Origin of the sequence: Pseudonocardia lacus, assembly GCF_018531445.1 — a bacterium.
Lineage (GTDB): Bacteria > Actinomycetota > Actinomycetes > Mycobacteriales > Pseudonocardiaceae > Pseudonocardia > Pseudonocardia lacus.
Window position 1 is genome coordinate 1 of sequence record NZ_JAHDTH010000021.1, and the last position, 25,046, is coordinate 25,046.

General features: G+C 72.9%; 24 protein-coding genes. 13 read left to right on the forward strand and 11 right to left on the reverse strand.

Annotated features, from left to right (window positions below):
• Positions 1-399, forward strand: a 399-nt coding sequence (locus KIK08_RS07100) for a TIGR03086 family metal-binding protein (protein ID WP_214402202.1), incomplete at its 5' end; no start/stop codon positions are given.
• Positions 400-663: 264 nt separating this feature from the next.
• Positions 664-3,027, forward strand: a complete 2,364-nt coding sequence (locus KIK08_RS41590) for a putative bifunctional diguanylate cyclase/phosphodiesterase (RefSeq protein ID WP_214402203.1) — start codon at positions 664-666, stop codon at positions 3,025-3,027.
• Here the strand turns inward: KIK08_RS41590 and KIK08_RS07110 are convergent.
• Entirely contained in the window at positions 2,984-4,150 is a 1,167-nt protein-coding gene (locus KIK08_RS07110) for an RNA polymerase sigma factor (protein WP_214402204.1), read from the reverse strand. The genes KIK08_RS41590 and KIK08_RS07110 overlap by 44 nt on opposite strands.
• Positions 4,147-4,554, reverse strand: a complete 408-nt coding sequence (locus tag KIK08_RS07115) for a YciI family protein (RefSeq protein ID WP_214402205.1) — start codon at positions 4,552-4,554, stop codon at positions 4,147-4,149. Before KIK08_RS07115 ends, KIK08_RS07110 begins: the two co-directional genes overlap by 4 nt.
• Positions 4,555-4,710: 156 nt before the next feature.
• Between KIK08_RS07115 and KIK08_RS07120 the strand changes: the two genes are divergently transcribed.
• Positions 4,711-5,649: an NADP-dependent oxidoreductase gene (locus tag KIK08_RS07120; protein ID WP_214402206.1), complete on the forward strand. Its 939-nt coding sequence runs from the start codon at positions 4,711-4,713 to the stop codon at positions 5,647-5,649.
• Here KIK08_RS07120 and KIK08_RS07125 read toward each other — a convergent pair whose 3' ends face one another.
• Positions 5,650-5,958, reverse strand: a complete 309-nt coding sequence (locus KIK08_RS07125; protein ID WP_214402207.1) for a hypothetical protein — start codon at positions 5,956-5,958, stop codon at positions 5,650-5,652. It abuts the gene before it with no gap.
• Positions 5,959-6,008: 50 nt separating this feature from the next.
• A complete protein-coding gene (locus tag KIK08_RS07130; RefSeq protein WP_214402208.1) occupies positions 6,009-6,572 on the reverse strand; it encodes a YceI family protein in 564 nt (187 codons plus the stop codon).
• Between the two features lie 103 nt (positions 6,573-6,675).
• On the opposite strand from KIK08_RS07130, the gene KIK08_RS07135 reads away from it, so the two are divergent.
• Positions 6,676-7,161: a MarR family winged helix-turn-helix transcriptional regulator gene (locus tag KIK08_RS07135; protein WP_214402209.1), complete on the forward strand. Its 486-nt coding sequence runs from the start codon at positions 6,676-6,678 to the stop codon at positions 7,159-7,161.
• On the opposite strand, the gene KIK08_RS07140 is transcribed toward KIK08_RS07135, so the two are convergent.
• The 5 genes from KIK08_RS07140 to KIK08_RS07160 form a co-directional block, all read right to left on the reverse strand.
• Entirely contained in the window at positions 7,162-7,929 is a 768-nt protein-coding gene (locus tag KIK08_RS07140) for an SDR family NAD(P)-dependent oxidoreductase (protein WP_214402210.1), read from the reverse strand.
• Between the two features lie 137 nt (positions 7,930-8,066).
• On the reverse strand, positions 8,067-10,304 hold the full coding sequence (gene katG / locus KIK08_RS07145; protein ID WP_214402251.1) for a catalase/peroxidase HPI: 2,238 nt from the start codon (positions 10,302-10,304) through the stop codon (positions 8,067-8,069).
• A gap of 109 nt (positions 10,305-10,413) precedes the next feature.
• Positions 10,414-10,848: a Fur family transcriptional regulator gene (locus tag KIK08_RS07150; protein WP_408004650.1), complete on the reverse strand. Its 435-nt coding sequence runs from the start codon at positions 10,846-10,848 to the stop codon at positions 10,414-10,416.
• Between the two features lie 215 nt (positions 10,849-11,063).
• A complete protein-coding gene (locus KIK08_RS07155) occupies positions 11,064-12,668 on the reverse strand; it encodes an MFS transporter (RefSeq protein WP_214402212.1) in 1,605 nt (534 codons plus the stop codon).
• A gap of 249 nt (positions 12,669-12,917) precedes the next feature.
• Positions 12,918-13,562 (reverse strand): sugar O-acetyltransferase, encoded by a 645-nt coding sequence (locus tag KIK08_RS07160; protein WP_214402213.1) that lies wholly within the window; start codon positions 13,560-13,562, stop codon positions 12,918-12,920.
• A 70-nt stretch (positions 13,563-13,632) separates the two neighbouring features.
• On the opposite strand from KIK08_RS07160, the gene KIK08_RS07165 reads away from it, so the two are divergent.
• The 9 genes from KIK08_RS07165 (at position 13,633) to KIK08_RS07205 (ending at position 23,259) form a co-directional block, all read left to right on the forward strand.
• The gene (locus KIK08_RS07165) at positions 13,633-15,111 is read left to right on the forward strand and encodes a glucose-6-phosphate dehydrogenase (RefSeq protein WP_214402214.1); all 1,479 of its coding nucleotides are present in this window, start codon (positions 13,633-13,635) and stop codon (positions 15,109-15,111) included.
• A gap of 197 nt (positions 15,112-15,308) precedes the next feature.
• Entirely contained in the window at positions 15,309-15,980 is a 672-nt protein-coding gene (locus KIK08_RS07170; RefSeq protein ID WP_214402215.1) for a GntR family transcriptional regulator, read from the forward strand.
• Between the two features lie 151 nt (positions 15,981-16,131).
• Positions 16,132-17,253 (forward strand): ABC transporter substrate-binding protein, encoded by a 1,122-nt coding sequence (locus tag KIK08_RS07175; RefSeq protein ID WP_214402216.1) that lies wholly within the window; start codon positions 16,132-16,134, stop codon positions 17,251-17,253.
• Positions 17,250-19,001 (forward strand): ABC transporter permease, encoded by a 1,752-nt coding sequence (locus KIK08_RS07180; RefSeq protein WP_214402217.1) that lies wholly within the window; start codon positions 17,250-17,252, stop codon positions 18,999-19,001. The genes KIK08_RS07175 and KIK08_RS07180 overlap by 4 nt, the downstream gene beginning before the upstream one ends.
• A complete protein-coding gene (locus KIK08_RS07185) occupies positions 18,994-20,100 on the forward strand; it encodes an ABC transporter ATP-binding protein (protein WP_214402218.1) in 1,107 nt (368 codons plus the stop codon). Before KIK08_RS07180 ends, KIK08_RS07185 begins: the two co-directional genes overlap by 8 nt.
• On the forward strand, positions 20,093-21,454 hold the full coding sequence (locus KIK08_RS07190; protein WP_214402219.1) for an acyclic terpene utilization AtuA family protein: 1,362 nt from the start codon (positions 20,093-20,095) through the stop codon (positions 21,452-21,454). The genes KIK08_RS07185 and KIK08_RS07190 overlap by 8 nt, the downstream gene beginning before the upstream one ends.
• A gap of 8 nt (positions 21,455-21,462) precedes the next feature.
• Positions 21,463-21,840 (forward strand): DUF4387 family protein, encoded by a 378-nt coding sequence (locus KIK08_RS07195; protein WP_214402220.1) that lies wholly within the window; start codon positions 21,463-21,465, stop codon positions 21,838-21,840.
• Positions 21,837-22,418, forward strand: coding sequence for an HD domain-containing protein (locus KIK08_RS07200; RefSeq protein WP_214402221.1), 582 nt, complete (start codon positions 21,837-21,839; stop codon positions 22,416-22,418). Before KIK08_RS07195 ends, KIK08_RS07200 begins: the two co-directional genes overlap by 4 nt.
• Positions 22,419-22,425: 7 nt before the next feature.
• Positions 22,426-23,259 carry an alpha/beta hydrolase gene (locus tag KIK08_RS07205; RefSeq protein WP_214402222.1) on the forward strand — a complete coding sequence of 278 codons (834 nt, stop codon included), beginning with the start codon at positions 22,426-22,428 and terminating at the stop codon, positions 23,257-23,259.
• Here KIK08_RS07205 and KIK08_RS07210 read toward each other — a convergent pair.
• The gene (locus KIK08_RS07210; protein WP_214402223.1) at positions 23,233-23,826 is read right to left on the reverse strand and encodes an HD domain-containing protein; all 594 of its coding nucleotides are present in this window, start codon (positions 23,824-23,826) and stop codon (positions 23,233-23,235) included. The genes KIK08_RS07205 and KIK08_RS07210 overlap by 27 nt on opposite strands.
• Positions 23,827-23,841: 15 nt before the next feature.
• Positions 23,842-24,906 carry a helix-turn-helix domain-containing protein gene (locus KIK08_RS07215; RefSeq protein WP_214402224.1) on the reverse strand — a complete coding sequence of 355 codons (1,065 nt, stop codon included), beginning with the start codon at positions 24,904-24,906 and terminating at the stop codon, positions 23,842-23,844.
• Positions 24,907-25,046: the final 140 nt, after the last annotated feature.

Genomic DNA, 25,046 nt, shown 5'->3' on the forward strand with positions numbered 1-25,046 from the left:
CAGGGGCCGCCGCCGGCGGAGCCCCCGCCGCTGCCCGCGGACTGGCGCACCGCGCTGCCGGACGAGCTCGACGCGCTGGTCGCGGCCTGGCGGGGCGCCGACGCGCTCACCGGCACGACCGCCGTGGGCGGGGTGGAGCTGCCGGCCCCGGTCGCCGCCGCCGTCGCCCTCGACGAGCTGGTGCTGCACGGCTGGGACCTCGCCCGGGCCACCGGCGCCGACTACCGGCCCGGGTCGGAGGAGATCGCGGCCTGCATGGACTTCGTCGAGGCGAGCGCGCGGCCCGAGGGGGTGCCGGGGCTGTTCGGGCCGCCGGTCCCGGTGCCCGACGGCGCCCCGGAGCTCGACCGCCTGCTCGGGCTGAGCGGCCGCGACCCGGCCTGGTCGCCGCCCGCCTGAGCCGCGGTCCGGGGGTTGGGGGCGTCTTCGCAGGGGCGGTGTGGTCTTCGCAGGTGCCGTAGACCCTGCGAAGACCATGAGGACTCTGCGACGACGACCGGTCGCCCTCCGCGCAGGAGCCGCCGGAGGCCCTCAAACCGCAAACCCGGTCCTCCGTTGGTGGCCTCCCTGGGCAACCCATACCCCCCTTGGACCAGGATGTGCACCTGTTCGACCTAGTCGACGGGTCGATGCATCCTGCTCCGAGGGACGGCGGGAGGTCTGGTGGACACGGACGGCGGCAGCGTGGACGACGGGGCGCACGATCCGCGGGCGACCGGCTGGCGGCGGCTGCGGCGGCCGGGCGGGCTGGTGGCCCAGACGCGCTGGCTGTTCAGCCTGATGGCCGTGGCGTCGGTCCTGCTCTCGGCGCCGGGGCTGGTCGGCGTACCCTCCACCGGCCTGCGCTGGGCCGCGGCCGCGACCTTCCTGGCCCTGATCGCGGTGTGGACCTACCGCTACCTGGCGCTGAAGGCGCCCTTCTGGCTCGACGTCGTCGAGGCCGTGCTGATGCTGGTCGCCGCGGTCTGCGGGCCCGAGCCGGTCAGCGTCTTCGGCTACCTCTTCGCGTCGCTGTGGCTGCGCGCCCTCTACGGCTCCACCTGGGCCGTGCTGGCGCACACGGCGCTGATGGCGCTGGCCGTGCTGGGCGGGTTGGCGGTCTCGGCGCCGCTGCTGGTGCGCGACGACCCGCCCTCGCAGGCCTCGATCACCGGCGTGGTCACGACCGTGCCGGTCATGTTCCTGACCGTGGCGGTGGCCCGCTACCTGGTGCTGAGCCTGTTCTCCCGGGAGCAGTCCCAGGAGCGCGGCACCGCGCTGGTCCGGCTGGGCAACACCCTCATCGGCCTCACCGACGACGCCGAGATCCGCAGGCGCGGCACGGAGTGCGCGCACGCCCTCTGCGCGGCCACGCCCGGGCTGCGGCTGCTGCTGGTCCGCGTCGTCGACGGCGAGGCGGTGGTGGTCAGTGACGCCGGCGACGTGCGTGAGGTCCCGCGCACGCTGCCGGCGTCGATGCTGCGCGACACCGGGCCCGACGAGCGGCCGGTCGCCGACACGGCCGCGCTGGCGGGGATCGCCGGCCCGGACGCCGGGTGGGTGGTGCTGCCACTGGCCGACCCGCCCGGCGGGTGGATCCTGGCCGGGGCGGTCCCGCAGGTTCCGGTCGAGGCCAGGGTCGCGATCCGGTCGATGGCCAACCAGGTGTCGCTCGCGCTGCGCACCAGCGAGGCCCACCACGACCTGGCCACGCAGGCCACCCAGGACCCGGTGACCGGCCTGGCCAACCGCGCCGCGTTCACCGCCGCGCTGGGATCTCGGCTGGCCGACCCGGTCGGGCGGACCGCCCTGCTGTTCCTGGACCTCGACGACTTCAAGCGCGTCAACGACGACCTCGGGCACTCCGCGGGCGACGAGTTGCTCCGCCGGGTCGCGGCCCGGCTGCGGGGTGGGATCCGGCACGGCGACCTGTGCGCGCGCATCGGCGGCGACGAGTTCGCGGTCCTGCTCGACGCCGCCGACCCCGACGGCGCCGTCGGGGTCGGCGAGCGCCTGGTGGAGGTCGTCGCGGCGCCGTTCCCGCTGCACGGGCGGTTGGCGCGCATCGGGGCCAGCGCCGGGCTCGCCTTCGCCGAGCCCTCCCCCGCCGACCGCGACGGCGACCTGCTCGTGCACCGGGCCGACGTGGCCATGTACGCGGCCAAGGCCACGGGCAAGAACCGGCTGCAGGTGTTCGACCCCAGCCTGCTCGGCGACGGCGAGGACGCGCGGTTCGAGGACGAGCTCGCCCGCGCCGCCGCGGCCGACCAGCTCGTGGTGCACCACCAGCCGATCGTGCGGGTGGACGACGGGTGGTGCGTGGCGGTCGAGGCGCTCGTGCGCTGGCAGCACCCCGTGCGGGGGCTGCTGCACCCCGCCGACTTCGTCGCCGTCGCCGAACGCACCGGCGCCATCGTCGACATCGGCGCCTGGGTGCTGCGCCGGGCCTGCGCCGACGCCGTCGGCTGGGCCGGGGCGGCCGGTCCGCTGGCGGTGCACGTCAACGTCTCGGCGGTGCAGCTGACGACGCCCGGGTTCGTGCGGACCGTGCAGAGCTGCGTCGCCGACGCCGCCCTGCCGCCGTGCCGGCTGGTCCTGGAGGTCACCGAGGGCATGGTGCTCGACACCCCCGCGGTGCACCGCACCCTCGCCGAGCTCGCCGCCACGGGCGTCCAGCTCGCCATCGACGACTTCGGCACCGGCTACTCCGCGCTGAGCACCCTGCGCTCCCTCCCCCTCGACATCGTCAAGATCGACAAGTCGTTCCTGGGCGGCGGCCGGTCGCGGGCCGCGAACGAGGCGCTCGTCGAGGCGATCGTGCAGGTGGCCACCCGGCTCGACCTGCAGGTCGTCGCCGAGGGAGTCGAACGGCCCGAGCAGCTGGCGTTCCTGCGCGGCATCGGCGCCCACGCCACCCAGGGCTACCTGCACGCCCGCCCCGCACCGCCCGCCGCCTTCGCCGACTGGTTGCGCAGGTGGGAGGGCGAGGTGCGGGCGCCCGCGCTCACCCGCGCAGTGCCTGACCGATCCGCGCCGCCTGCCGGGTGAGGTGCAGGCGCTCGGCGAGGTTCGTGGCGGACCGGGCCGCGTCGGCGTACAACCGGGCCGCGGTCGGCAGGTCGCCCGCCTTCTCGTGCAGGTACGCCGAGGCGGCGGTGCGCCGGGGCAGATCGGGGTCGACCCCGGCCAGCGCGGCCAGGCCGGCCGCGGCGCCGTCGGCCTCGCCGACCGCGACCGCCCGGTTCAGCGCCACGACCGGGCTCCCGGTGAGCCGCAGCAGCTCGTCGTACCACTCGACGATCTGCGGCCAGTCGGTCTCCTCGGCGCGCGGGGCGTCCGCGTGCAGGGCGGCGATGGCCGCCTGCGCCTGGAACTCGCCGAGCCGGTCGCGCGCCAGCGCCGCCTGCAGGATGACGACGCCCTCGGCGATGAGCGCGGTGTCCCAGCGGGAGCGGTCCTGCTCAACCAGCGGGACCAGGCTGCCGTCGGGGCGGGTGCGCGCCGGGCGCCGGGCGTGGTGCAGCAGCATCAGCGCCAGCAGCCCCGCGGTCTCCTCGTCGTCGGTCATCGACGCCAGCTGCCGGGTCAGCCGGATCGCCTCGGCGGCCAGGTCGACGTCGCCGGTGTAGCCCTCGTTGAAGACCAGGTAGAGCACCCGGCGCACGGTCGCCGGATCGCCGGGCTCGTCGAACCGCACCCCGGCGACCGTGCGCTTGGCCCGGCTGATCCGCTGCGCCATCGTCGTTTCCGGCACCAGGTAGGCCCGGGCGATCTGGCGGGTCGTCAGGCCGCCGACGGCGCGCAGGGTGAGCGCCACCGCCGACGCCGGGGTCAGCGACGGGTGCGCGCACAGGAAGAACAGCCGCAGCGTGTCGTCGACGACCTCGGCGGGCCCGGGCGGCGGCTCGGCCTCGACCCGCTCCTCGCGGTCGCGGCGCGAGGCCTCGGAGCGGTGGGCGTCGAGGAACTTGCGCCACGCGACCGTGACCAGCCAGCCCTTCGGGTCGGCCGGCCGCTGGTCGGGCCAGCTCAGCGCGGCCTGCAGGAGCGCCTCCTGCACGGCGTCCTCGGCCGTCGCGAAGTCGACCCCGCGACGGACGAGGACGGCGGTGATCGCGGGGGTCAGCTCCTTCAGCAGCGGCTCGTCGAGCGCCCGGTCCGGTCCGGTCACTCCGTGACCGTGGGCGCGTGACCCAGGAACGGACGCAGCTCCAGCCACTCGTGGATCGGCTTGCCACCGGCGCCCGGCGCCGCCGAGAGCTCGCCGGCGAGCTCGACCGCCCGCTCGTAGGAGTCCACGTCGATGATCATCCAGCCGGCGATGAGGTCCTTGGTCTCGGCGAAGGGCCCGTCGGTGACCGGCGGCCTGCCCTCCCCGTCGTAGCGGACGAACGTGCCCTCCGGCGCCAGCGCCTGGCCGTCGACGAACTCGCCGGTGCCTTCGAGCTTGGTGGCGAAGTCGGTCATGAACTGGATGTGGTCCTGGACCTCCTGCGGGGTCCACTGGTCCATGGGGACGTCGTTCACCGCAGCCGGGGCGCCGCGGTAGTGCTTCAGGAGCAGGTACTTCGCCATGTCGTCCTCCTTCGGGCGGGGGACCGCGGTGGCCCCTCCGCTCCTGGGACGCAGCCGTCGACCCGATCTCGACATCCCCGGCGCGGATTCTGGAAGAAGTTCTCGACGCCGTCCAGCGCCGGGCACCGGCCATGATCGCGTGCTAGACATCCGGGCATGCGCGCGGTCGTCTGCGAATCGGTCGGTGGCCCGGAGGTCCTGCGGCTGCGGGACGTGCCGGTGCCCGATCCCGGCCCCGGTGAGGTGCGGGTGCGCGTCGAGGCCGCGGGGGTCAACCCGATCGACTGGAAGACCCGCTCCGGCCTCGGGGCGGCGAAGTCGTTCGGCGGGAAGCCGTTCACCGTCGGCTGGGACGCGGCGGGCACCGTCGACGCCGTCGGCCCCGACGCCGCCGGGCTCGCCGTGGGCGACGCGGTGCTCGGGATGGCGCGCTTCCCCGGCCCGGACGGCGCCTACGCCGAGTACGTCACGGCGCCCGCCGGCCACTTCCGGCGCCGCCCGGAGGGCATGCCGGTCGCGGAGGCCGCCGCCCTCCCCCTGGCCGGGATGACCGCGTGGCAGAGCCTCGTCGACGTCGGGCACCTGGTGGCCGGGCAGCGGGTGCTGGTCCACGCGGCCGCCGGCGGGGTCGGGCACCTGGCGGTGCAGATCGCGAAGGCCCGGGGCGCGCACGTCATCGGCACGGCCTCGGCCGCCAAGCACGACCTGCTGCGGTCGCTGGGCTGCGACGAGGTCGTCGACTACCGCGCGCAGCGGTTCGAGGAGGTCGTCGGGCCCGTCGACCTGGTCTACGACCTGATCGGCGGCGAGACCGCCGTCCGCTCCTTCGACGTGCTCGCTCCCGGCGCTCTGCTGATCTGCCTGCCGACCATCGCCGTCGAGGATGCGCTGCGGGCCGCGCGGGAGCGCGGGGTGCGGGCCACCGGGGCCTACGTCCGCCCGGACGGGCCCGGCCTCACCGAACTTCTCGACCTCTACACCGCGGGGCGGCTGCGGGTCCTGGTCGCCGAGACCTTCCCGCTGGAGCGCGCGGCGGACGCGCACCGGCTCGGGGAGCGGGGCCGCACCACCGGGAAGATCGTGCTGACGGTCTAGCTAGCCTGCCTCGCCGGGCTCGTCGAGGTCGGCGGCGTAGGGCACGGGGTGGTCCTGGCCGCGCTCGGTGAAGTGGTCGTTGAGCGCCTGGGCGAGGACGTTGTGCTCGTAGGCGGTGGGTTCGAGCTCGCCCCGCAGCGCGGCCTCGACCTCGGCGGCGGACATGGTCCCGCCCAGCCCCACGTAGGCGATCCACAGGTCGTCGAACCGCAGGTCCGACATCGCCAACCCGGCCCGCAGCACGACCGCCGACCGGGACGCCTGCACCGCCCGCCGCGCGGCTCCGGGATCGTCCGCACTCCCTCGCATGGCGCGAAGCATGGCGGACGCGGAGCCGCTCGGCACGTCGGCGGGGCGGCTCAGGCGGACTTGATGGCCGAGATCTCGAACTCCAGCGTGATCTTCTCGCTGACCAGCACGCCGCCGGTCTCCAGCGCGGCGTTCCAGCTGACGCCGTAGTCCTTGCGGTTGATCACCACGGCGCCCTCGAAGCCGACGCGCTGGTTGCCGAACGGGTCGGTGGCCGCGCCCTCGAACTCGAACGGGACGGTGACCGCGTTCGTCACGCCCTTGATCGTCAGGTCGCCGGTGACCTCGAAGCTGGTCGGGCCGGTCTGCGCGACGGCGGTGGAGGCGAAGGTGATCTGCGGGTAGTCGTCCGGCGCGAGGAAGTCGTTGCTGCGCAGGTGGCCGTCGCGCTGCTCGTTGCGGGTGTCGATGCTGGCGGCCTGGATGGTCACCCGCACGGTGGAGGCGGTGAAGTCGTCGGCGTCGACGACGGCGCTGCCCTCGAAGTCGGTGAACTGGCCGCGCACCTTGGTGACCATCGCGTGCCGGGCGACGAACCCGATGCGGGTGTGGGCCGGGTCGAGGACGTAGGTGCCGGACAGGTCGGCGAGCGTGCTGGCGGTGGCGGTGGTCATCGTGGACTCCTGCGATCGGGGGTTGTGCGTCCCGGTTGGTGACGTATCACCAATATGCGCCGCATTAGGTGACATGTCAACCAAACCGGCCTACGCTGTGACCATGACCTCCGACACGCCCTGGCTCAGCGCCCGGGAGGAGCACATGTGGCGCGGCTGGCTGCGACTGAACGCGGAGCTCAACGCGACCCTGCAGCGCGAGCTGCTGGACGACGGCCTGTCGATGCCGGACTACGACGTCCTGGTCAGCCTCACCGACAGCCCCGACGGCCGGGTCCGCGTCACCGACCTCGCCCGCGAGCTGTACTGGGAGCGCAGCCGGGTCTCCCACCACGTCACGCGCATGCAGAAGCGCGGGCTGGTGGAGCGGGTGGAGTGCTCCGAAGACGGGCGCGGCGCGTTCGTCGCCGTCACCGCGGCCGGGCGCGCGGCGATCGAACGGGCCGCGCCGGGGCACGTGCGGGCCGTGCGGAGGCTCGTGTTCGACGCCCTCACCGGCGAGGAGGTCGCCCGTCTCGACGCGACCATCGACGCGCTGCTGGCCCGGATCGACGGGGTGGGCGCGGAGCCGGCGCGCGGCGACCGGTAGCTACCGGCGGAACAACCGCTCCGCCACCCGCCGGGTGGCCGCGCGCGGCAGGCGCGCCAGCACCCCGGACATGACCGCCGTGACCGCCCCCGGGACGTGGACGGTGCGACCGGCCGCGAACGCCCGCAGCGCGGAGGCCGCGACCTCCTCGGGCCGCATGGTGCCCGGCGCGCCCTCCATCAGGTCGGCCATCCCCGCGATCTCCCCGAACTCCGTGCTGACCGGTCCGGGGCACAGCGCCATCACCCGGACCCCGGTGCCCCGCAGCTCCGCGGACAGCGCCTCGGCGTAGGAGAGCAGGAAGGCCTTCGACGCCCCGTAGGCCGCCAGGTAGGGGCTCGGGTAGAAGCCGCCGGCGGAGGTGACGACGACCAGCCCGCCGCGGCCGCGGGCGACCATGTCCGGCAGCAGCGCCGTGACGAGGTCCACGCCGGCGGTCACGTTCAGGGCGAGCACCTGGGCCGTCGTCGAGCGCGGGATCTCCCACCCGCGGCCGTGCGCGCCCCGACCGGCCGCGCTCACCAGCAGGTCCACCGGGCCCAGCTCGCGCGCCCGCCGGACCACGGCGTCGACGGCGCCCGCCGCGGTCAGGTCGAGCGGCAGCGCGACGACCGCGTCGGGGGGCGCCGCGCGCGCCAGCTCGTCGAGCCGGTCGGCGCGGCGCGCGACCGCGAGGACGCGGTGGCCCCGCGCGGCCAGGGCGGACGCGAAGGCCGCGCCGATGCCGGAGGACGCGCCGGTGACGATCGCCAGTGCTGGACTGCTCATACCCCGCGGATCGACCGGCGCCGGGCGCCCATTAACCACCACGACGGGTGACAGGGCTTTTCCCGGGGGTGCGCGACGACGAACGCCCCGACCCACCGCGGGTGCGGCGGGCCGGGGCGTCGGCCGAGCGGGAGGGCTTACCGCAGGTCGAACCGGTCCAGGTCCATGACCTTGGACCAGGCCGTGACGAAGTCGCGGACGAACTTCTCCTTGGCGTCGTCGGCCGAGTACACCTCGACGATGCCGCGCAGGATCGAGTTCGAGCCGAAGACCAGGTCGACCGCGGTGGCGGTGCGCACGACCTCGCCCTTGGCGTCGCGGCCCTCGTACACGCCCTCGTCGGTGGCCGAGGTGCTCCACTCGACGTCGAGGTCGAGCAGCTTGCGGAAGAAGTCCTGCGAGAGGACCCCGGGTCGGTCGGTGAAGACGCCGTGCTTGACGCCGCCGGTGTTGGCGCCCAGCACCCGCAGGCCGCCGACCAGCACGGTCAGCTCCTTGGCCGTGAGCTCCAGCATGTAGGCGCGGTCGACGAGCAGCGTCTCCGGCTGCAGCTTGACGTCCGGGTCGATCCAGTTGCGGAACCCGTCGGCGCGCGGCTCCAGGTACTGGAACGTGTCGACGTCGGTCTGCTCCTGCGAGGCGTCGGTGCGGCCGAGGCTGGTCGGCACCGTGATGCTCACGCCCGCGTCGGCGGCGGCCTTCTCCACCGCGGCGGAGCCGCCCAGCACGATCGTGTCGGCGAGCGAGACGGGCTTGCCGAACGCCTTGCGGACCTCGTCGAGCTTGGCGATGACCTCCTGGGTGCCGGCGTTGACCGGCCAGGAGGCCTGCGGCTCCAGGCGCAGCCGGGCGCCGTTCGCGCCACCGCGCTTGTCGGTGCCGCGGTAGGACGCCGCGGACGACCAGGCGGTGTGCACCAGCTGGGAGACCGACAGGCCGGAGCCGAGGATCTGCTCCTTGAGCGCGGCGGCGTCGGACTCCGACAGCGGCTCGTGCTCGGCGGCCGGGACCGGGTCCTGCCAGAGCTGGACCTCCTGCGGCACCCACGGGCCGACGTAGCGCGAGACCGGGCCCATGTCGCGGTGCAGCAGCTTGAACCAGGCCCGCCGGTAGGCGTCCTCGAACAGCTCGGGGTTGTCGCGGAAGCGCTCGGAGATCGCGCGCAGGCCCGGGTCGATGATCAGCGCCATGTCGGCGGTGGACATCATGGGCGGGTTCTTCTTGCCCGGGATGTGCGCGTCGGGGACCAGTTCCTGGCCCTCGGCCTCGCGCGGCTTCCACTGCTTGGCACCCGCGGGGCTCGTGGTGAGCTCCCACTGGAAGCCGAACAGGGTGTCCCAGTAGCTGTTGTCCCAGGTGGTGGGCGTCGGGGTCCAGGCGCCCTCGAGACCGCTGGTGACGGTGTCGGCGCCCTTGCCGGTGCCGTTCTCGTTCTTCCAGCCCAGGCCGCCCGCGTGCACCGGGGCGCCCTCCGGCTCCGGGCCGACGAGCTCGGGGTTGCCGGCGCCGTGCGCCTTGCCGAAGGTGTGGCCGCCGGCGATCAGGGCGACGGTCTCCTCCTCGTTCATCGCCATCCGGGCGAAGGTCACCCGGATGTCGTGGGCCGACGCGAGCGCGTCGGCCGAGCCCTTCGGGCCCTCCGGGTTAACGTAGATCAGGCCCATGGTGACGGCGCCCAGTGCGCCCTCGAGCTCGAGCGGGGTGTCGTCGGTGGAGTAGCGCTCGTCGCCGAGCCAGGTGTCCTCCGGGCCCCAGAAGACCTCCTCGGGCTGCCAGACGTCCTCGCGGCCGAACGCGAAGCCGAAGGTCTGGAAGCCCATGTCCTCGTGGGCGATGTTGCCGGCCAGCACCAGCAGGTCGGCCCAGGACAGGCTGCGGCCGTACTTCTGCTTGACCGGCAGCAGCAGCCGGCGCGCCTTGTCCAGGTTGCCGTTGTCGGGCCAGCTGTTCAGCGGGGCGAAGCGCTGCTCGCCCGCGCCGCCGCCGCCGCGGCCGTCGATCTGGCGGTAGGTGCCGGCGGCGTGCCAGGACATCCGGATGAACAGCGGGCCGTAGTGGCCCCAGTCGGCCGGCCACCAGTCCTGGGAGGTGCGCATGACCTGGACGATGTCGGCCCGCAGGGCGTCGAAGTCCAGCTGGGCGACGGCCTTCTTGTAGTCGAAGTCGTCGTCGCCGAGCGGGTCGGAGTCGCGCGAGGTCTTGTTCAGCACGCCCAGCTCGACCTGGTTGGGCCACCAGTCCCGGTTGGACCGCGGGCGGCCGCTGCCCTCGAAGCTGGGGCCCTTGAGGGCCGGGTTCTCGCTCTCGCTGCGGCTCTCGGTGGTGTCGGTGCCCTGCGGGCTCGCGGTCTCGTCACGCGGCTTCGGGTCGTTCATGGCCGGGTTGTCGCTCTCGGGGGGCACGTCAGTCCTTCCTCGGGGGGCGCCGGTCCCGGGGGGCCGGTCAGCTCGGTGCGGTGGGGTGCGGCTGGTCGGGGGCGCGCGCTCAGCGGCCCGCGGGTGGAGATTGGCATGCGGGGCACAGGCCCCAGTACACGACCTCGGCCTGGTCGATCCGGAAGCCGTTGTCGTCGGACGCGGTCAGGCAGGGCGCCTCACCGACGGCGCAGTCCACGTCGCTCACCGCACCGCAGGAGCGGCAGACGGCGTGGTGGTGGTTGTCACCCACCCGCGCCTCGTAGCGGGCGACCGACCCCGCCGGCTGGAAGCGGCGGACGAGCCCGGCGTCGGTGAGCACGCGCAGGACGTCGTACACGGCCTGGTGGGACACCGATCCGAGGCGCTCCCGCGTCGCCGCCAGCAGGGTCTCCGTGTCGGCGTGCGGGTGGTCGTGCACCGCCAGCAGCACGGCCTTGCGCGGGGCGGTGACGCGCAGCGCGGCGTCACGCAGCAGGCGCTCGGCGTGCGGGGCGTTGGTCACCACCCCATCCCAGCACGAAGACCTGACTGGATCAAGTCCAGAACAGGCTGGGTCGGACCGTTCACCGCTGTCACCCGAACAGGTGCCGGTGGGCCTTGGTGTCGTCGCAGCTCTGGGAGTGTTGTCGCAGCGCGCCGGCGGGCTGCGAGAACACGGCCGGCGCTGCGCGACGCCACCACCCCTGCGAGGCCACCGCGCACACCCGTCGCCACCGCTCAGTCGTCGAGATCCCGGTGCCGGCCGACCGGGAAGTAGTGCTCCCCGACCAGGTCCTCCACGGCGAACGCGTTCGCCCGCTCCTCCCGCTCCTGGTCGGTCACCGTCAGCCGCCCCGTGTGCTGGCGCAGGTGCTCCTCCCAGGTCGGGAACAGCTGCACGAGCAGGAACACCGTGGGGTCCGCGCCGTCGCGGTAGAGCGTGCAGCTGGTCGCGCCCGTGCGCAGCCGGGTGAGCCGGACGGCCTCCATGGCCTCCAGGAACTCCGCCTCCTGCTCGGTCTCCACCACGTACCGCACGGTCACCAGGACGGGCCCCTCCTGAGGGTCGGGGTCGTAGGTGAGCGTCGGCTCCGGCCAGTACACGGCGGCGGCGCGGTTCCAGTGGGCGACGTCGGGCAGCGGCCACACCCGCACCGTCACCGCGCCGGCCACCATCAGCACCGCCGCGGCGATGAAGGTGGGGAACAGGCCGGTCCACTGGGCCAGCAGCCCCCACACGAGCGAGCCGAGCGCCTGGGACCCGGCGAAGACGACGTTGAACGTGGACAGGCCGCGGGCGCGGACCCAGGCGGGCAGGAACACCTGCAGCGCCCCGGTGATGCCCATCAGCACGAGCAGCCAGGCCATGCCCGCCGGGACCAGCAGCACCACCAGCGCGGGGAGGCTGGGCACCGTCACGCAGGCGACCAGGGAGCCGGCGAACAGCACCGCGGAGACGACCAGGACCTGGTTGGCCGACAGGCGCGCGACGACGCGCGGCAGCACGGCCGCGCCGAGCAGGGCACCGACGCCGAGGCTGCCCAGCAGCAGCCCGAAGCCGGTGGAGCCGGCGTCGAGCAGCTCGTCGGCGACGACCGGGAGCAGGGCCCAGATCACCGCGCCGGGCAGCACGAACAGGAAGACCCGCAGCAGCATCCGGCGCACGACCGGCGAGTTGCGCACGTAGCGCCCGCCGGCGCGCAGCGCGCCGGCGAACCGCTCGGGCGGGAGCTTCGCGGCGACGGACGCCTGCCTCGTGCAGACCAGCACCACCACGAAGACGAGCGCCGACAGGGCGGTCACGGCGAACACGACGGACGCGCCGACCTGGGCGAGCAGCAGCCCGGCCAGCGCCGGCCCCACCGCGCGGGCCCCGTTGACCGCGACCCCGCCGAGCGCGGCGACCATCCGGATCTGCTCGCGCGGCACCAGGTCCTGCACGGACGCCTGGTACGCCGGCAGCGTCAGGGCGAGGCAGGAGCCGAGCAGGAAGGTGAAGGTCAGCAGCAGCGCGGGCGGCATCAGGTCGAGCGCGGTGAGCACGCTCAGCGCCGTCCCCACCACCAGCTGGAACAGCTGCACGCCGACGAGCAGCCGCCTGCGGTCCATGATGTCGGCCAGCGCGCCGGCGGGCAGGGCGAGCAGCAGCATCGGCACCGTCGCCGCCACCTGGACCAGCGCGACCAGTGCCGCCGCGTCGGGCGCCTCGACCAGCACCCACTGCGCGCCGACCGTCTGCATCCAGGTGCCGAGCATGCTGGCGAGCTGGGCGAACCACAGCGCCCGGAACGCCCCGACCCGCAGCGGCGCCCACAACGACGGCACCGGCGTGGCAGCGGTCATCGCACCTCTTCCTCGGGTCGGCGGGCGTCGGCGACAGTGTGCCTTCCCGGTCGGGCCGCGGCGGGGTCTCGCGCGGGCCGGGTGAGGATGGGGATCACGGACGCACCGACCGCGTTCACCCCCGACGGGGTGTACGACCTGCTCGTCGACGGCGCGCTCGCGGCCGGTCCGCGACGGCGGGCGGGAACGTGCTGCGGCTGGACCCGGCCTCCGGGACCGCGCGCACGGTGGCGGGCCCGGCGGCCGCCGTCACGCCTCCCGCCAGCCCTCGTCGATCCGGTCGTCGGCCGTGATCGGGCGCAGGACGCGGGCGGGGACACCGGCGGCGAGGCAACCCGGCGGGATCGACCTGGTCACGACGCTGCCCGAGCCGATCACGCTGCCGCGCCCGATCCGGACGCCCGGGTTGAGCGTCGCCCCGCCGCCGATCCAGACGCCGTCCTCGACGACGACCCGTTCGGCGAGGCAGGCGCCGGCCGCGCGCTGGGCCGGGTCGAGCGCGTGGTTGGTCGTGTAGATGCCGACCCGCGGCCCGAACAGGACGTCGTCGCCGATCGTGATGCCGCCGCCGTCCACCATCACGCAGTCGAAGTTGGCGTAGAAGCCGTTCCCGATCTCGATGCCGGACCCGAACTCGCAGCGGAACACCGGCTCGAAGTGCACCCCCTCCCCCACCCGGCCGAGCAGCTCGGCCAGCAGCGCCTCGCGCTCGGCGGCCGGGCGGCCGAAGCTGGCGTTGTAGGCGTCCGTGCGGTGCACCGCCGCTTCGCGCGCCGCGACCAGCTCGGGGGTCAGGTCGTCGTACCACCGGCCGGCGAGCATCCGCGCCCGTTGCTCCGCCACGCCCATCCGCGCCTCCGGTTCGGTCGTCGATCGTCCGGCGTCGAACGTCACCGAGCATGCACGACGGGCGGATCGGGCCGGTGCGGGGTTGCCGGACGGCCAGGACGGGCACTGTCCGAGCATGGCGATCCAGCCCGAGGTGCGTGCCCCGCAGTCAGACCGCGACGAGTCCGGCGCGGTCCCGGTCGACGAGCAGACGCTGCTCGTGCTCGGCGCCAGCGGCGACCTGACGGCCCGGCTCCTCCTGCCGGGCATCGCCGGGTTGCTGGCCGCCGGCGGGGCGCCCGGCCTGTCGCTGGTCGGGAGCGGGACCGACGACTGGGACGACGAGCACTGGCGCGAGCGCGTCCGCACGTCGTTCTCGGCCGCCGACCAGGCGGAGGACGTGCAGCGGGTCGCGCGGGAGACGCGCTACCTCCGGGCCGACGTGACGCGCCCCGACGACCTGCGCCGGCTCCTGGACGCCTGCCGCGGTCGGGTGGTCGTCTACTTCGCGCTGCCGCCCGCGGTGACCGCGAAGGCGTCCGGGGCCCTCGCCGAGATCGGGGTGCCCGACGGGACCCGGCTGGTGCTGGAGAAGCCCTTCGGCACGGACGCGGCGGCCGCCGCCCGGTTGAACGAGCTGCTGGCGCGGCTGGTGCCCGAGGACCGGGTGCACCGGGTCGACCACTTCCTGGGCAAGTCGACGGTGCTGAACATCCTGGGGCTGCGCTTCGCCAACCGCATCTTCGAGCCGCTGCTCAGCAACGAGCACGTCGCCTGCGTCGACGTCGTCTTCGACGAGAGCCTCGGGCTGGAGAGCCGCGCGGGGTACTACGACGGCGCGGGCGCGCTCGCCGACATGATCCAGAGCCACCTGCTGCAGGTGCTGGGCCTGCTGGCGATGGAGGCGCCGCCCACGATCACCGCGCTGGAGCTGCGCGACCGCAAGGCCCAGGTCCTGCGCGCCACCCGGCTCTGGGACGACGACGTCGCCACGTCCAGCCGCCGAGCGCGGTACACGGCCGGCGAGGTGGACGGCAAGCGGCTGCCCGCCTACGCCGACGAGGCGGGCGTCGACCCGGCCCGCGGCACCGAGACCCTGGCCGAGGTGGTCCTGGCCGTCGACACCTGGCGCTGGGCCGGGGTCCCGTTCCGGCTGCGCTCGGGCAAGGCGCTGGCCGCGACCCGCAAGGAAGCGGTCATCACGTTCGCGCGGCCGCAGCACCTGCCGGAGGGGCTGCTCGGCTACCGCCGGCCCGACCGGTTGCGGATCGGATTCGGCCCCGACCGGCTGAACCTGGACCTGAACATCAACGGCCCGGACGACCCGTTCGTGATCGACCCGGTCACCCTGGGGGCCGACTTCGGACCGGGCGACCTGCCCCCGTACGGGCAGGTCCTGCGCGCGGTGCTGGACGACGACCCGATGCTGTCCGTGCGCGGCGACACCGCCGAGGAGTGCTGGCGGATCGTGGAGCCGGTGCGGGACGCCTGGCGCGGCGGCGGGGTGCCGCTGCTGGAGTACCCGGCCGGGAGCACGGGACCGGCGGACTCGCTGCTCGACGGCTCGCCGGCCCGGCCCGGCGAGGTCAACCCCGTCTTCGCAGAGTCCCCGTAGTCCTCGCAGGTGCTGTGCACTCTGCGCCGACCACACGGCCCCTGCGAAGACACCTTGGAACGGCGGCACGAGAGCCGAGAGGGATACTTGCTATAGCATGTGGAAGGCGGGTCGCGATCCGGTCGGTCCGCGTGTCGGTCCGACCCAGGAGATCACTCGTGGCAGGGGAGCTACCCCACATCCCAGCCCCCACCTCGTTGGGCGATCAGGCGTACGCCGCGGTCCGCGAGGCGATCATGACCGGGGTCCTGCCGCGGGGCAGCAAGGTGACCGAGCGCGGGCTGGCCGAGTCGCTCAAGATCAGCCCCACGCCGGTGCGCGAGGCGCTCCGACGCCTCGAACAGGATCGCCTGGTGAGGCGCGAGGGGCCCCGGTCGGTGCGGGTCGCGCAGTTCGACGACGCCGAGTTGCTGCAGATCACGATGATCGAGGACGCGCTGCGCGCGCTCGCGGCCCGACTGGCGGCGGTGAACGCCACGCCGGCGCAGATCGAGCAGATGCGCACCGCGCTGGAGCGCGCCGAGGCGCTCGGCGCGGCGTGGACCGGCAGCGCATCCGACGACCTGATCCTCCAGATCAGAGCCGCGCTGCGGGAGTTCCACGCGACGATCGACCGGTCGAGCGGCAGCCCGACGCTGATCCACATGCTGAACATGGTCGACGCGTTCACCCACGACGAGCGGAGCCGGCTGGTGCTCGCCGAGATCGACCGCGAGCCGGACGCGGTGCGCATGCGCTTCCGGCAGCACCGCGAGATCTTCGAGGCCATCGAGCGCCGCGACCCGGCCGCCGCCGAGCAGATCATGCGCGAGCACAGCCGCGATTCGAACGACGTGCGGATCGCCGGTCATCGCGGCGTCCAGGCCTGATCCGCCACACGACAGTGGCCGCAGGCCACTCTTGACAGATTTGCCATAGCAAATAGAGTAAGTGCACCTCGCAGGGTGGCGAGGCGCCGCCGGGCTCACCCTCAGGGACTCAGCTGTCACGCACTGCTATAGCAAATCTCAAGGAGTGCTCATGCGGTTCCGGAAGCGGGCGACCCACGTGGTCGCGACCGCCGGTCTCATCGTCCTCACGGCCTGCAGCCCGGGCTCGTCCGGCGAGTCGGCGCCGGCAGGTCCCGTCTCCACCGCCGACTCGGGTCCGGCCTCAGCGGTCACCCCGATCAGCGACGAGATCATCGCGGCGGCCGAGCAGGAGGGGTCGGTGCTGCTGTACTCGAACGCCAACCCCGAGGTCTTCCAGCCGCTGGCCGACGGGTTCGCCGCGAAGTACCCGAACATCGAGGTCCGGAACCTCGACCTCGACGACACCCAGATCGTCGAGCGCTACAAGAGCGAGACGGCGACCGGCGCGCCCACCGCCGACCTCGTGATGGGGTCGAGCCAGTTGACCCTGAGCGCGTTCGTCGACGACGGCCACATCCTCGACTACCAGGACCCCAACCTGGAGAACCTGCCGGAGGCGGCCGAACTGGCTCCCGGCATGACGGCGATCTCGCTCGACCCCGTCGTCGGGGTGTTCAACACCGCGCTGCTGCCGAAGGACAGGCAACCGAGGAGCGTCGCCGACTACGTCGCACTCGCCGCCACCGACAGCGGCAAGATCGGCACCGTCGCCGTCAGCAACTCCTTCGCCTACCACGTCGTGGCGTCGTACCTGAAGCACACCGGTGAGCAGGGCTGGGCGAACCTGGAGGCCATCGGACGGTCGGCCGGTGTCGAGAACGGCTCGGCGAACATCGCGCAGAAGCTCCTGCAGGGCCAGTACGCGGCGTCGCTGTTCCAGTCCGGCGCGATCCGCCCGCTCCTGGTCGGCGACGCGGCCAAGGTGCTCAACTACGACTACGTCACCGACGGCACCGTCCTGGTGCCCCGCGCCATCGGCATCACCGCCCGGGCGCCGCACCCCAACGCCGCCAAGGTGTTCCTGAACTACGCCCTCTCCGTCGAGGGGCAGAACGAGGCGTGCAAGGGCGGCTTCTCCCCCTACCGCGCCGGCGTCACCTGTCCGTACGGCCTGACGGCCGTCGAGGAGGCCGTCGGCGCGGAGAACGTGATCAACGACGGCTGGGACCCCTCGTTCGTCTCCGACCACGACGCCATCGTGACGCGGTGGAACCGGGCCTTCGGGCGATGACCAGCCTCCGTGCGCCCGCCCGGCCCCCCGTCGGGGGGTCCCGGGCGGCACGCCGCCCCCTCCGCCGGCTCGACGGCACGACGCTCTCGCACTACGTGATCTCCGCGGTCGCCGGTGTGCTGATCGTCGGGCCGATCGTGCCCGTGGTCGTCGCCTCGCTGTGGACCACGCCGCTGTACGAGTCGGGCGGTGAACCGACCCTGGCGAACTACCGGGCGCTGCTCACCGACGGCGCGTGGTGGTCGGCGGTGTGGAACAGCGTGCTGTTCGCGACGCTGATGACCGTCGGCTCCGTGGTCCTCGGCGTCACGTCGGCGGCGTTGTTCACCCGCACCAACCTGCCGGGCCGGCGGCTGCTCGCCGGCATCTTCCTGCTGCCGGTGGTGCTGCCCGGCATCGTGCTGGTGCTGGGCTGGAGCACGATGTGGTCGCAGGCGGGCTTCGCCGCGACGTGGCTGCGCACCAACACATTCCTCAGCGTGCCACTGGACCTCTACAGCGTCCCCGGCATGGCGCTCGTGGGCATCAGCGTGGCCGCGCCGGTCGTCTTCCTGTTCTCCCGCAACACCCTCGTCGCCGTCGACCCGGCGCTCGAGGACGCCGCCCGCACCTCGGGCGCGGGTCCGGTGCGCGCCCTGACCACGGTGAGCGTGCGGCTGCTGCGCCCCACCGTGCTCAACTCGACGCTGCTGATCTTCGTCATCGCGCTCGAGGTGCTCGGGCTGCCGCTGGTGCTGGGCTTCTCCAACGACATCGACATGATCTCGACCTACCTCTACAACAACTGGACGAACTCGTCGCCACCCCGGCACGGGCTCGTGTCGGCGGGCGCCGTGCTGATGCTGCTGACCGTCTCGGGACTGCTGCTGCTGCGCAACAAGCTGGTCGGCGACGTCGGCCGGTTCGCCGCCGTCACCGGCAAGCCCACGGGCTCGCGGGCGCTCGACCTCGGTCCGATCCGCTGGGTGCTGTCGGCGGGCATGCTGGCGCTGCTGTCGGTCATGGTGCTGGTCCCGCTCGCGGGCGTCGTGATGGCCGCGTCCACGACGGTCTTCACCCCGTTCATCTCGCCGTGGGCCTCGCTGACCACGGCCAACTTCGAGGCCGTGTTCGCCAACCCGGTGTTCACCAGGGCGCTGGTGAACAGCCTGCTCATCGCCTCGGTCGGCGGTGCGCTGACCACGGTCGCGATCGCCGTGCTCTCGGTGATCGCGCACCGGTCGGACTTCCGGTTCCGGGGCGGGCTGCAGCAGTCGATGATGTGGCCGCGGATGGTGCCCGGCCTGGTCACCGGCATGGCGTTCTTCTGGTCGGTCATCGTGCTCGACCCGAGCGGTGCCGTGCGCGCCAGCCTGTGGGCGATGGGCCTGGCCTTCGCGGTGCGCAACCTGGCCCTCGGGTACAGCGCGTTCTACCCGGCGCTCGCCGGCGTCGGAAGAGAGCTCGACCTCGCCGCCCGCACCGCCGGCGCCACGTACTGGACCGCGATGCGCACGATCGTCCTGCGCCTCGTCCTGCCGGCCATGGGCGCCTCGTTCGTCCTGCTCTTCGTCGCGATGCTCAACGACGCCGAACCGGCCGTCTTCCTCGTCACCGACGACACACCCGTGCTCGGCCTGACCATGCTGCAGCTCGCGGCGACCAACATCGGCGGCAACGTCGCCGCGCTGGGAGTCATCCAGATGGTGATCACACTCGTCGTCCTCGGCGTCGGGCGCGGACTGTTCGGGGTGCGTCCGAATGCCTGAGCTCGAGATCGAGAACCTGCGCAAGTCGTTCGGCGACAACACCGTGCTGCACGACCTGTCGCTGACCGTGCCCGACGGGCAGATCACGACGCTGCTCGGGCCCAGCGGCTGCGGCAAGTCCACGACCCTGTGGTCGATCGCCGGCTTGCACCGGCCCGACTCGGGACGCATCAGCTTCGGCGGCCGGGTCGTGTTCGACGGCGCCCGGATCGACCTGCCGCCGGAGCGGCGCAACTGCGGCGTGGTGTTCCAGTCGTACGCGGTGTGGCCGCACATGACGGTCTTCGACAACGTCGCCTACCCGCTCAAGCTGCGCAAGGTGCGCTCGGCCCGGCGCAGGGAGCGCGTGCTGGAGGTGCTGGGGCTCGTCGAGCTCGGCGACCACGTCGACCGCTACCCGCACCAGCTCTCCGGCGGACAGCAGCAGCGCGTCGCGCTGGCCCGCGCCCTGGCGCACCCGCCGGACATGCTGCTGCTCGACGAGCCGTTCTCCAACCTCGACGCCAAGCTGCGCGACCGCTCGCGCGACTGGTTGCGCTCCCTGCAGCAGCGGGTCGGCGTGACGACCGTGTTCGTGACCCACGACCAGGACGAGGCGCTCTCGATGAGCGACCAGGTCGTCGTCATGAGCGGCGGCGAGATCCGCCAGATCGGCACGCCGCGCGACGTGTACGAGAACCCGGCCGACCTGTTCGTCGCCGACTTCGTCGGCACCGCGAACATCCTCGACGCGACCACGCTCGCCGCCGACGGCACCACCGCCACGGTGCGCCTCGACGGCCTGGCCGATCCGCTGCGCGTGCCCCACGCCGGGACGCGCACCGGCGCGGTGAGCGTCACCATCCGGCCCGAGGCCGTGCACATCGTCCGCGCCGGTGAGGCGGCCGGACCGAACACCGTGACCGCGAAGGTCGAGACGGTGTCCTACCTCGGCGACCACTACCGGTACGTGCTCCGCCTGGGCGGCGCACGCCTGGTCGCCACCACCACGCGCCCGGTCGACGGGACCGAGATGACCGTCCGGCTGGCCCCCGGCGACCTGCGGCTCTTCGAGCCCGAGACCACCCCCGACCACGAGCAGGAGTACGACGATGAGTGAGCCCCGCGCGCGCGTGGGCGTGCTGACCCCCAGCGGGATGCTGGGTGCCGGCATCCGCGAGGAGTCCGTCCGGCGAGGACTCGCCCTCGGGGCCGACGTCATCACGGTCGACGGCGGTTCGACCGACTCCGGGCCGTACTACCTCGGCGCCGGCACCGCCAAGACCACCGCGGCAGCCGTGCGGCACGACCTGCGCATCCTGCTCGCGGCGGCAGCCGGCGCCGGCATCCCGCTGCTCATCGGATCGTGCGGCACCTCCGGCACCGACTCCGGCGTCGACTGGGTCGCCGGCATCGTCGACGACGTCATGGCCGAGCAGGGCCTGTCGCTCGAGGTCGCCCGCATCTACAGCGAGCAGACCGCCGCGGGCCTCGCGGAGCCGCTGGACGCCGGCCGGATCCACCCGCTCCCGCCGCTGGGCGAACTCGACGCCGCGACGCTCGAGTCGTGCACCCACATCGTCGGCGTGATGGGCCACGAACCGTTCGCCGCGGCGCTCGATGCCGGCGCCCAGGTGGTGCTCGGTGGCCGCGCGACCGACACGGCCGTCGCCGCGTGCGTGCCGATCATGAAGGGCCTGCCCGACGGTCCCGCGTGGCACGCCGCCAAGATCGTCGAGTGCGGTGGGCAGTGCACCACCAACCCGCGCTCGGGCGGAGTGATCGCGTTCGTCGACGCCGACGGTTTCGAGATCGAGCCGCTCGACCTCGACGCCGCCTGCACCACCACCTCGGTGGCCGCGCACATGCTGTACGAGACCGCGAACCCGTTCCTGCTGCGCGAGCCGCGGGGCACCCTCGACGTGACGCGCAGCAGCTACGTCGCCGTCGACGACCGCCGCGTGCGGGTCGAGGGGTCGGTGTTCCACGAGGCGGAGCAGAAGACGATCAAGCTGGAGGGCGCCCGGCTCACCGGCTACGAGACGATCTCGTTCGTCGCCATCCGGGATCCGCACATCATCGGCCGCATCGACGAGTGGGCCGCCTTCATGCGCACGGTCCTGACCGGCCGGGTCGAGCAGACGCTCGGCCTCGCCGACCACGAGTACGCGTTCGACCTGCGGCTCTACGGGCACAACGGCGTGCTCGGCGGGCTCGAGACGCAGGGCGCCACGACCCACGAGGTGGGCGTGATGCTGCGGGTCAGCGCCGCCGACCAGGCGACGGCCACGGCGGTGGCCAAGGTGTCGAACCCGCTGATGCTGCACCTGCCGCTGCCGGACCTGCCCTACCTGCCGAGCTTCGCGTTCGCGACGTCGCCCGCCGAGATGGAGCGCGGCGCGGCCTACGAGTTCGTGCTCAACCACGTCGTCGACGTCGACGACACCACCTCGATGTTCCGCTCCGTCCAGTGAAGGGCACCATGACCACCCCGCCCCGGGTCCTCGCCGACTTCGCCCACGAGGTCCGCGCCAAGAACGCCGGACCGTTCTGGACCACGTTCGAGACGTTCATGCTCGACGAGAACGGCTATCGGATAGCGGCCGACGCCGAGTTCCTCAACGAAGCCGTGATCGCGGACCTCTACCAGGTCGACGCCGCCGACGTGCTGATCTTCCGCATCCCCGAGCTGAACACCGTGAAGATCTCGTTCCCGCGCAAGGTGGCCGCCGGCGGCCTCCTCGACCGCGACCTGCACTGCGGCCAGCAGCACGTGCCGCTGGCCATGATGGTCGTACCCGAGCGGCTGCTGCCGGCACGATCCTCGAGCGTGAGCCGACCTGCGGAGGGACGACCATGACCACTGGCATCACGGATCCGAAGGTCACCGCGGCGGAAGTGCTCGAGACCTTCCCCGAATTGACCGGGATCGCCGACGGGGCTCTGCGCGACGCGGTCGTCGAGATCTGGCAGGAGGTGCTCCAGGAGAGCGATTGGGACCATCTCGACCAGGTCCCCAAGCACCCCGTCAAGCTCCCGGCATCGAGTTCGCTGGTCGACCACACCCGCGCCGTGACCCAGATGGCGGTCGCCGTCGCCGAGGTCGCGGAGCGGGTCCGCGGGATTCCCTTCGACCGCGACCTGCTGATCGCCTGCGCCAACCTCCACGACGTCAGCAAGCTGAAGGAGTTCGAGCCCAGCGCCGAGGGCGGTCGGGCGTCCCGATTCGGGTACCTGGTGCAGCACGGCGTCTACGGCGCCCACAAGATGTGGCAGAAGAACCTTCCGCTGGAGATGGTGCACAACATCCTCGTGCACACCACCACGTCGCGTTACCTACCGCAGACCTGGGAAGCGGTCATCGTCCACTACGTCGACTACCTCGACTCCGACGGCCTCAACCTGCAGCACGGCGTGCCGCTGAACATCAAGAAGTGAGCCGCCGGTGATCCGCCTCGGCGATCTCCCGGCCGGTCATCCCGGCCGGAGCCTGCTCACCGGCATGACCCTGCTCATGGCGTCGCAGACCGACCAGCGCTTCTCCTACCGGCTGTTCGTGCCGCACGACCACCGGGACGACGAAGCGCCACTGACGATCTGGGTGCTCGTGCACGGGACGGAGCGTCGCCACGAGCATCTCCTCGAAGCGGCCGCGGCGCAGGCCGCAGAGCGCAGAGCAGTAGTGGTGGCACCGCTGTTCCCCGCCGGAATCGGCGACCCCGACGACGTCCACAACTACAAGATGATCGAACAGGACGGGGTGCGTTACGACCTGCTGCTCCTGAGCATGATCGACGAAGTGGCCCAACGGTGGAACGTGGCCACCGAGAAGTTCGTCCTCGGCGGCCATTCCGGTGGAGGCCAGTTCGTCCACCGCTTCGCGTACCTGCATCCACATCGGCTGACAGCGCTGTCCATCGGGGCACCCGGGCGCGTGACCCTCCCGACGACGGATCGCTGGTGGCACGGTCTCGGCGATGTCGAGGACCGCTTCGGCACGTCCGTGGATCTGGACGCGGTGGCGGCCGTACCCACCCAGATCGTGATCGGGTCGCTCGATCGGGACCCCACCGCCGTCGCGCCGAGCCCCGGGGGGCCGGATCGGATGTCCCGAGCCGAGGCGCTTCGCGACGGACTACGCGCGATCGGTGCGCACGTGCAGTTCGACGTGGTCGACGGTGTCGCGCACGACGTCATGGGGATCATCCCGACGATGCTCTCGTTCATGCGGGGCGTCGATGACGCTCTCAGCTCAGCGGTTGCGCCACCCGAGCGGTGAGATCCGCAGCGCGGCCTCGGCGATGCGCTCGGCGGTGCGCGTCCGGATCGCCGCCCGCGACGAGGTAATCCACCCCTCGACACCCGTATTGCCGCCGGCCTGGTACTCGACGGCCTGAATGAGGCACTCCAGCTTGTCCGCGTCCCGCGCACACCGGGCCTCAAGAGTGGTCTGTGCCTCGTACTCGGACACGGTCTCCCGCACCGCCTTCGCGGCAGCTTCCGGAAGACCGGCCACCTGATCGGCCGTGATCGCTTCGGGATCGATCCGGGCCGCCATGTACGGGCGGGCAGTGTGCGGGATGTCGCCGCTGCGGGTCTCCTGGGAGTCGTGCCAGATCGCCATCAGCGCCGCCCGGGCCGGATCGGCCCCCTCCTCCGCGGCGATCAACGATGCGAGCTGGGCAACACGCATGCTGTGGTCGGCGATGGACTCGGCGTCCCGGACTCCCGCGTGCGCCCAGCCGGTGCGGCGCAGTCGCTTGAGCACCCCGAGTTCGAAGGCCAGGCCCGCGAGCCCGTCGGCGCTCGCGTCACTCGGGCCGGGTCCAGGTTCCTGCGCGCTCACGATCTCGATCCTGCCTCACCCTCGGGCGAGCCGGACCGCGTAGGCGACCCCGGCGAGTCGCTGCTTCGTGGCCGGATCGGGGCCGGGCGCATCCAGCACCCGCTCAACCTGGTGGCCGACCTGCGTTCGCAGGTGTGGCTGCTCCTCCAGGACGCGCGGCCGAGACAGGATCAGGGCCCACAAGGTGTGGGCGTTCAAGGCCAGGTGCGGCGAACCCTCGCGGACCCGCGGCACGAGGTGCTCCAGCAGAAGCGCGCCCGACCACGGACGCGTCGGGACCTCGGTCATGAAGCGATCGTCGACCTGGGTGTCGCCGATCTCGCCGACCCAGTACGCCCAGTAGTTCACGTTCGCGGTGTCCTGGTCGTCATCACCGAGACCACGGGCGACGAACGCGGCCAAGGGCTCCGGATCGCCTTCCTGCGCCAGCGCGACCGCCGAGGACCGCACCGCCACCCACGACGGCACGGTGTCGAAACGACCCGCGGCGCGCAGCGCCGCGTGCTGCTCATCGCGCAGCCACTGCCGGGTCGGCTCGCGCTCGTCGAAGCCCAGCAGATAGATCGCCTGGCGCCGCAGCACCGCGTGCGCCTCGTCCCGGAACCTGTCGGCCACCGCCAGGAGGTGATCGAAGAACCGCTCCCGCACCTCGGCGCCGAGCAACGGTCGATCCGGGGAAGGTCCGCGCCGGGCAGCAGGCGGGCCCAGCCCGGCCAGGCGGGAGGGCGTCTCGCCAGTGAACGGCCACGTGACCAGGTTCGTGAAATCGCGCCGGTGTACCGCCAACGCCAACGGATGCGCCACCGCGGAGGTAACCAATTCCCCCGTCTCGACCGCCGAGGTGATCAGGAGGTCGGCGTCGAGGCAGTCCCGCAGCGCGGCGAATGCGGTCGGCGAGGCACCGCGTGCGAGCAGCTCGGCCCGAAGTCGGCTCAGGTCCGTTGCGCGCAGCGCGGTCAACGGTCGCCGCCCGCTCTCCCAGCCCTGCACGGTGGCCAGATCCCGCTCCACCAGTTCGGCGAAGCCGGCCTGCGTCAGACCGACCGACTCGCGCATCAACCGCAACGCGAACCCGCTCACCGCACCCACAGCTGAGCGAGAACCCTGACCCGGGCGCGGTGTTCTCGGGCTGCCCACCATCAGCGGCTCCCCGTTTCTGCAGCTCACCGGGCCATCAACGCGTACTCGGAGTCAGTCCACTCAGATCACGAACGGTCATA

What these genes read in the sequence shown, in the direction of transcription:
- KIK08_RS07120 (WP_214402206.1), top strand. Translation starts at nt 4,711, where the DNA reads ATGCGCGCGGTCGTCTGCGAATCGGTCGGTGGCCCGGAGGTCCTGCGG.
- KIK08_RS07195 (WP_214402220.1), top strand. Translation starts at nt 21,463, where the DNA reads ATGACCACCCCGCCCCGGGTCCTCGCCGACTTCGCCCACGAGGTCCGC.
- KIK08_RS07155 (WP_214402212.1), bottom strand. Translation starts at nt 12,668, where the DNA reads ATGACCGCTGCCACGCCGGTGCCGTCGTTGTGGGCGCCGCTGCGGGTC.
- KIK08_RS07180 (WP_214402217.1), top strand. Translation starts at nt 17,250, where the DNA reads ATGACCAGCCTCCGTGCGCCCGCCCGGCCCCCCGTCGGGGGGTCCCGG.
- KIK08_RS07185 (WP_214402218.1), top strand. Translation starts at nt 18,994, where the DNA reads ATGCCTGAGCTCGAGATCGAGAACCTGCGCAAGTCGTTCGGCGACAAC.
- KIK08_RS07165 (WP_214402214.1), top strand. Translation starts at nt 13,633, where the DNA reads ATGGCGATCCAGCCCGAGGTGCGTGCCCCGCAGTCAGACCGCGACGAG.
- KIK08_RS07190 (WP_214402219.1), top strand. Translation starts at nt 20,093, where the DNA reads ATGAGTGAGCCCCGCGCGCGCGTGGGCGTGCTGACCCCCAGCGGGATG.
- KIK08_RS07200 (WP_214402221.1), top strand. Translation starts at nt 21,837, where the DNA reads ATGACCACTGGCATCACGGATCCGAAGGTCACCGCGGCGGAAGTGCTC.
- KIK08_RS07125 (WP_214402207.1), bottom strand. Translation starts at nt 5,958, where the DNA reads ATGCGAGGGAGTGCGGACGATCCCGGAGCCGCGCGGCGGGCGGTGCAG.
- KIK08_RS07130 (WP_214402208.1), bottom strand. Translation starts at nt 6,572, where the DNA reads ATGACCACCGCCACCGCCAGCACGCTCGCCGACCTGTCCGGCACCTAC.
- KIK08_RS07115 (WP_214402205.1), bottom strand. Translation starts at nt 4,554, where the DNA reads ATGGCGAAGTACCTGCTCCTGAAGCACTACCGCGGCGCCCCGGCTGCG.
- KIK08_RS07175 (WP_214402216.1), top strand. Translation starts at nt 16,132, where the DNA reads ATGCGGTTCCGGAAGCGGGCGACCCACGTGGTCGCGACCGCCGGTCTC.
- KIK08_RS07140 (WP_214402210.1), bottom strand. Translation starts at nt 7,929, where the DNA reads ATGAGCAGTCCAGCACTGGCGATCGTCACCGGCGCGTCCTCCGGCATC.
- katG (WP_214402251.1), bottom strand. Translation starts at nt 10,304, where the DNA reads ATGAACGACCCGAAGCCGCGTGACGAGACCGCGAGCCCGCAGGGCACC.
- KIK08_RS07135 (WP_214402209.1), top strand. Translation starts at nt 6,676, where the DNA reads ATGACCTCCGACACGCCCTGGCTCAGCGCCCGGGAGGAGCACATGTGG.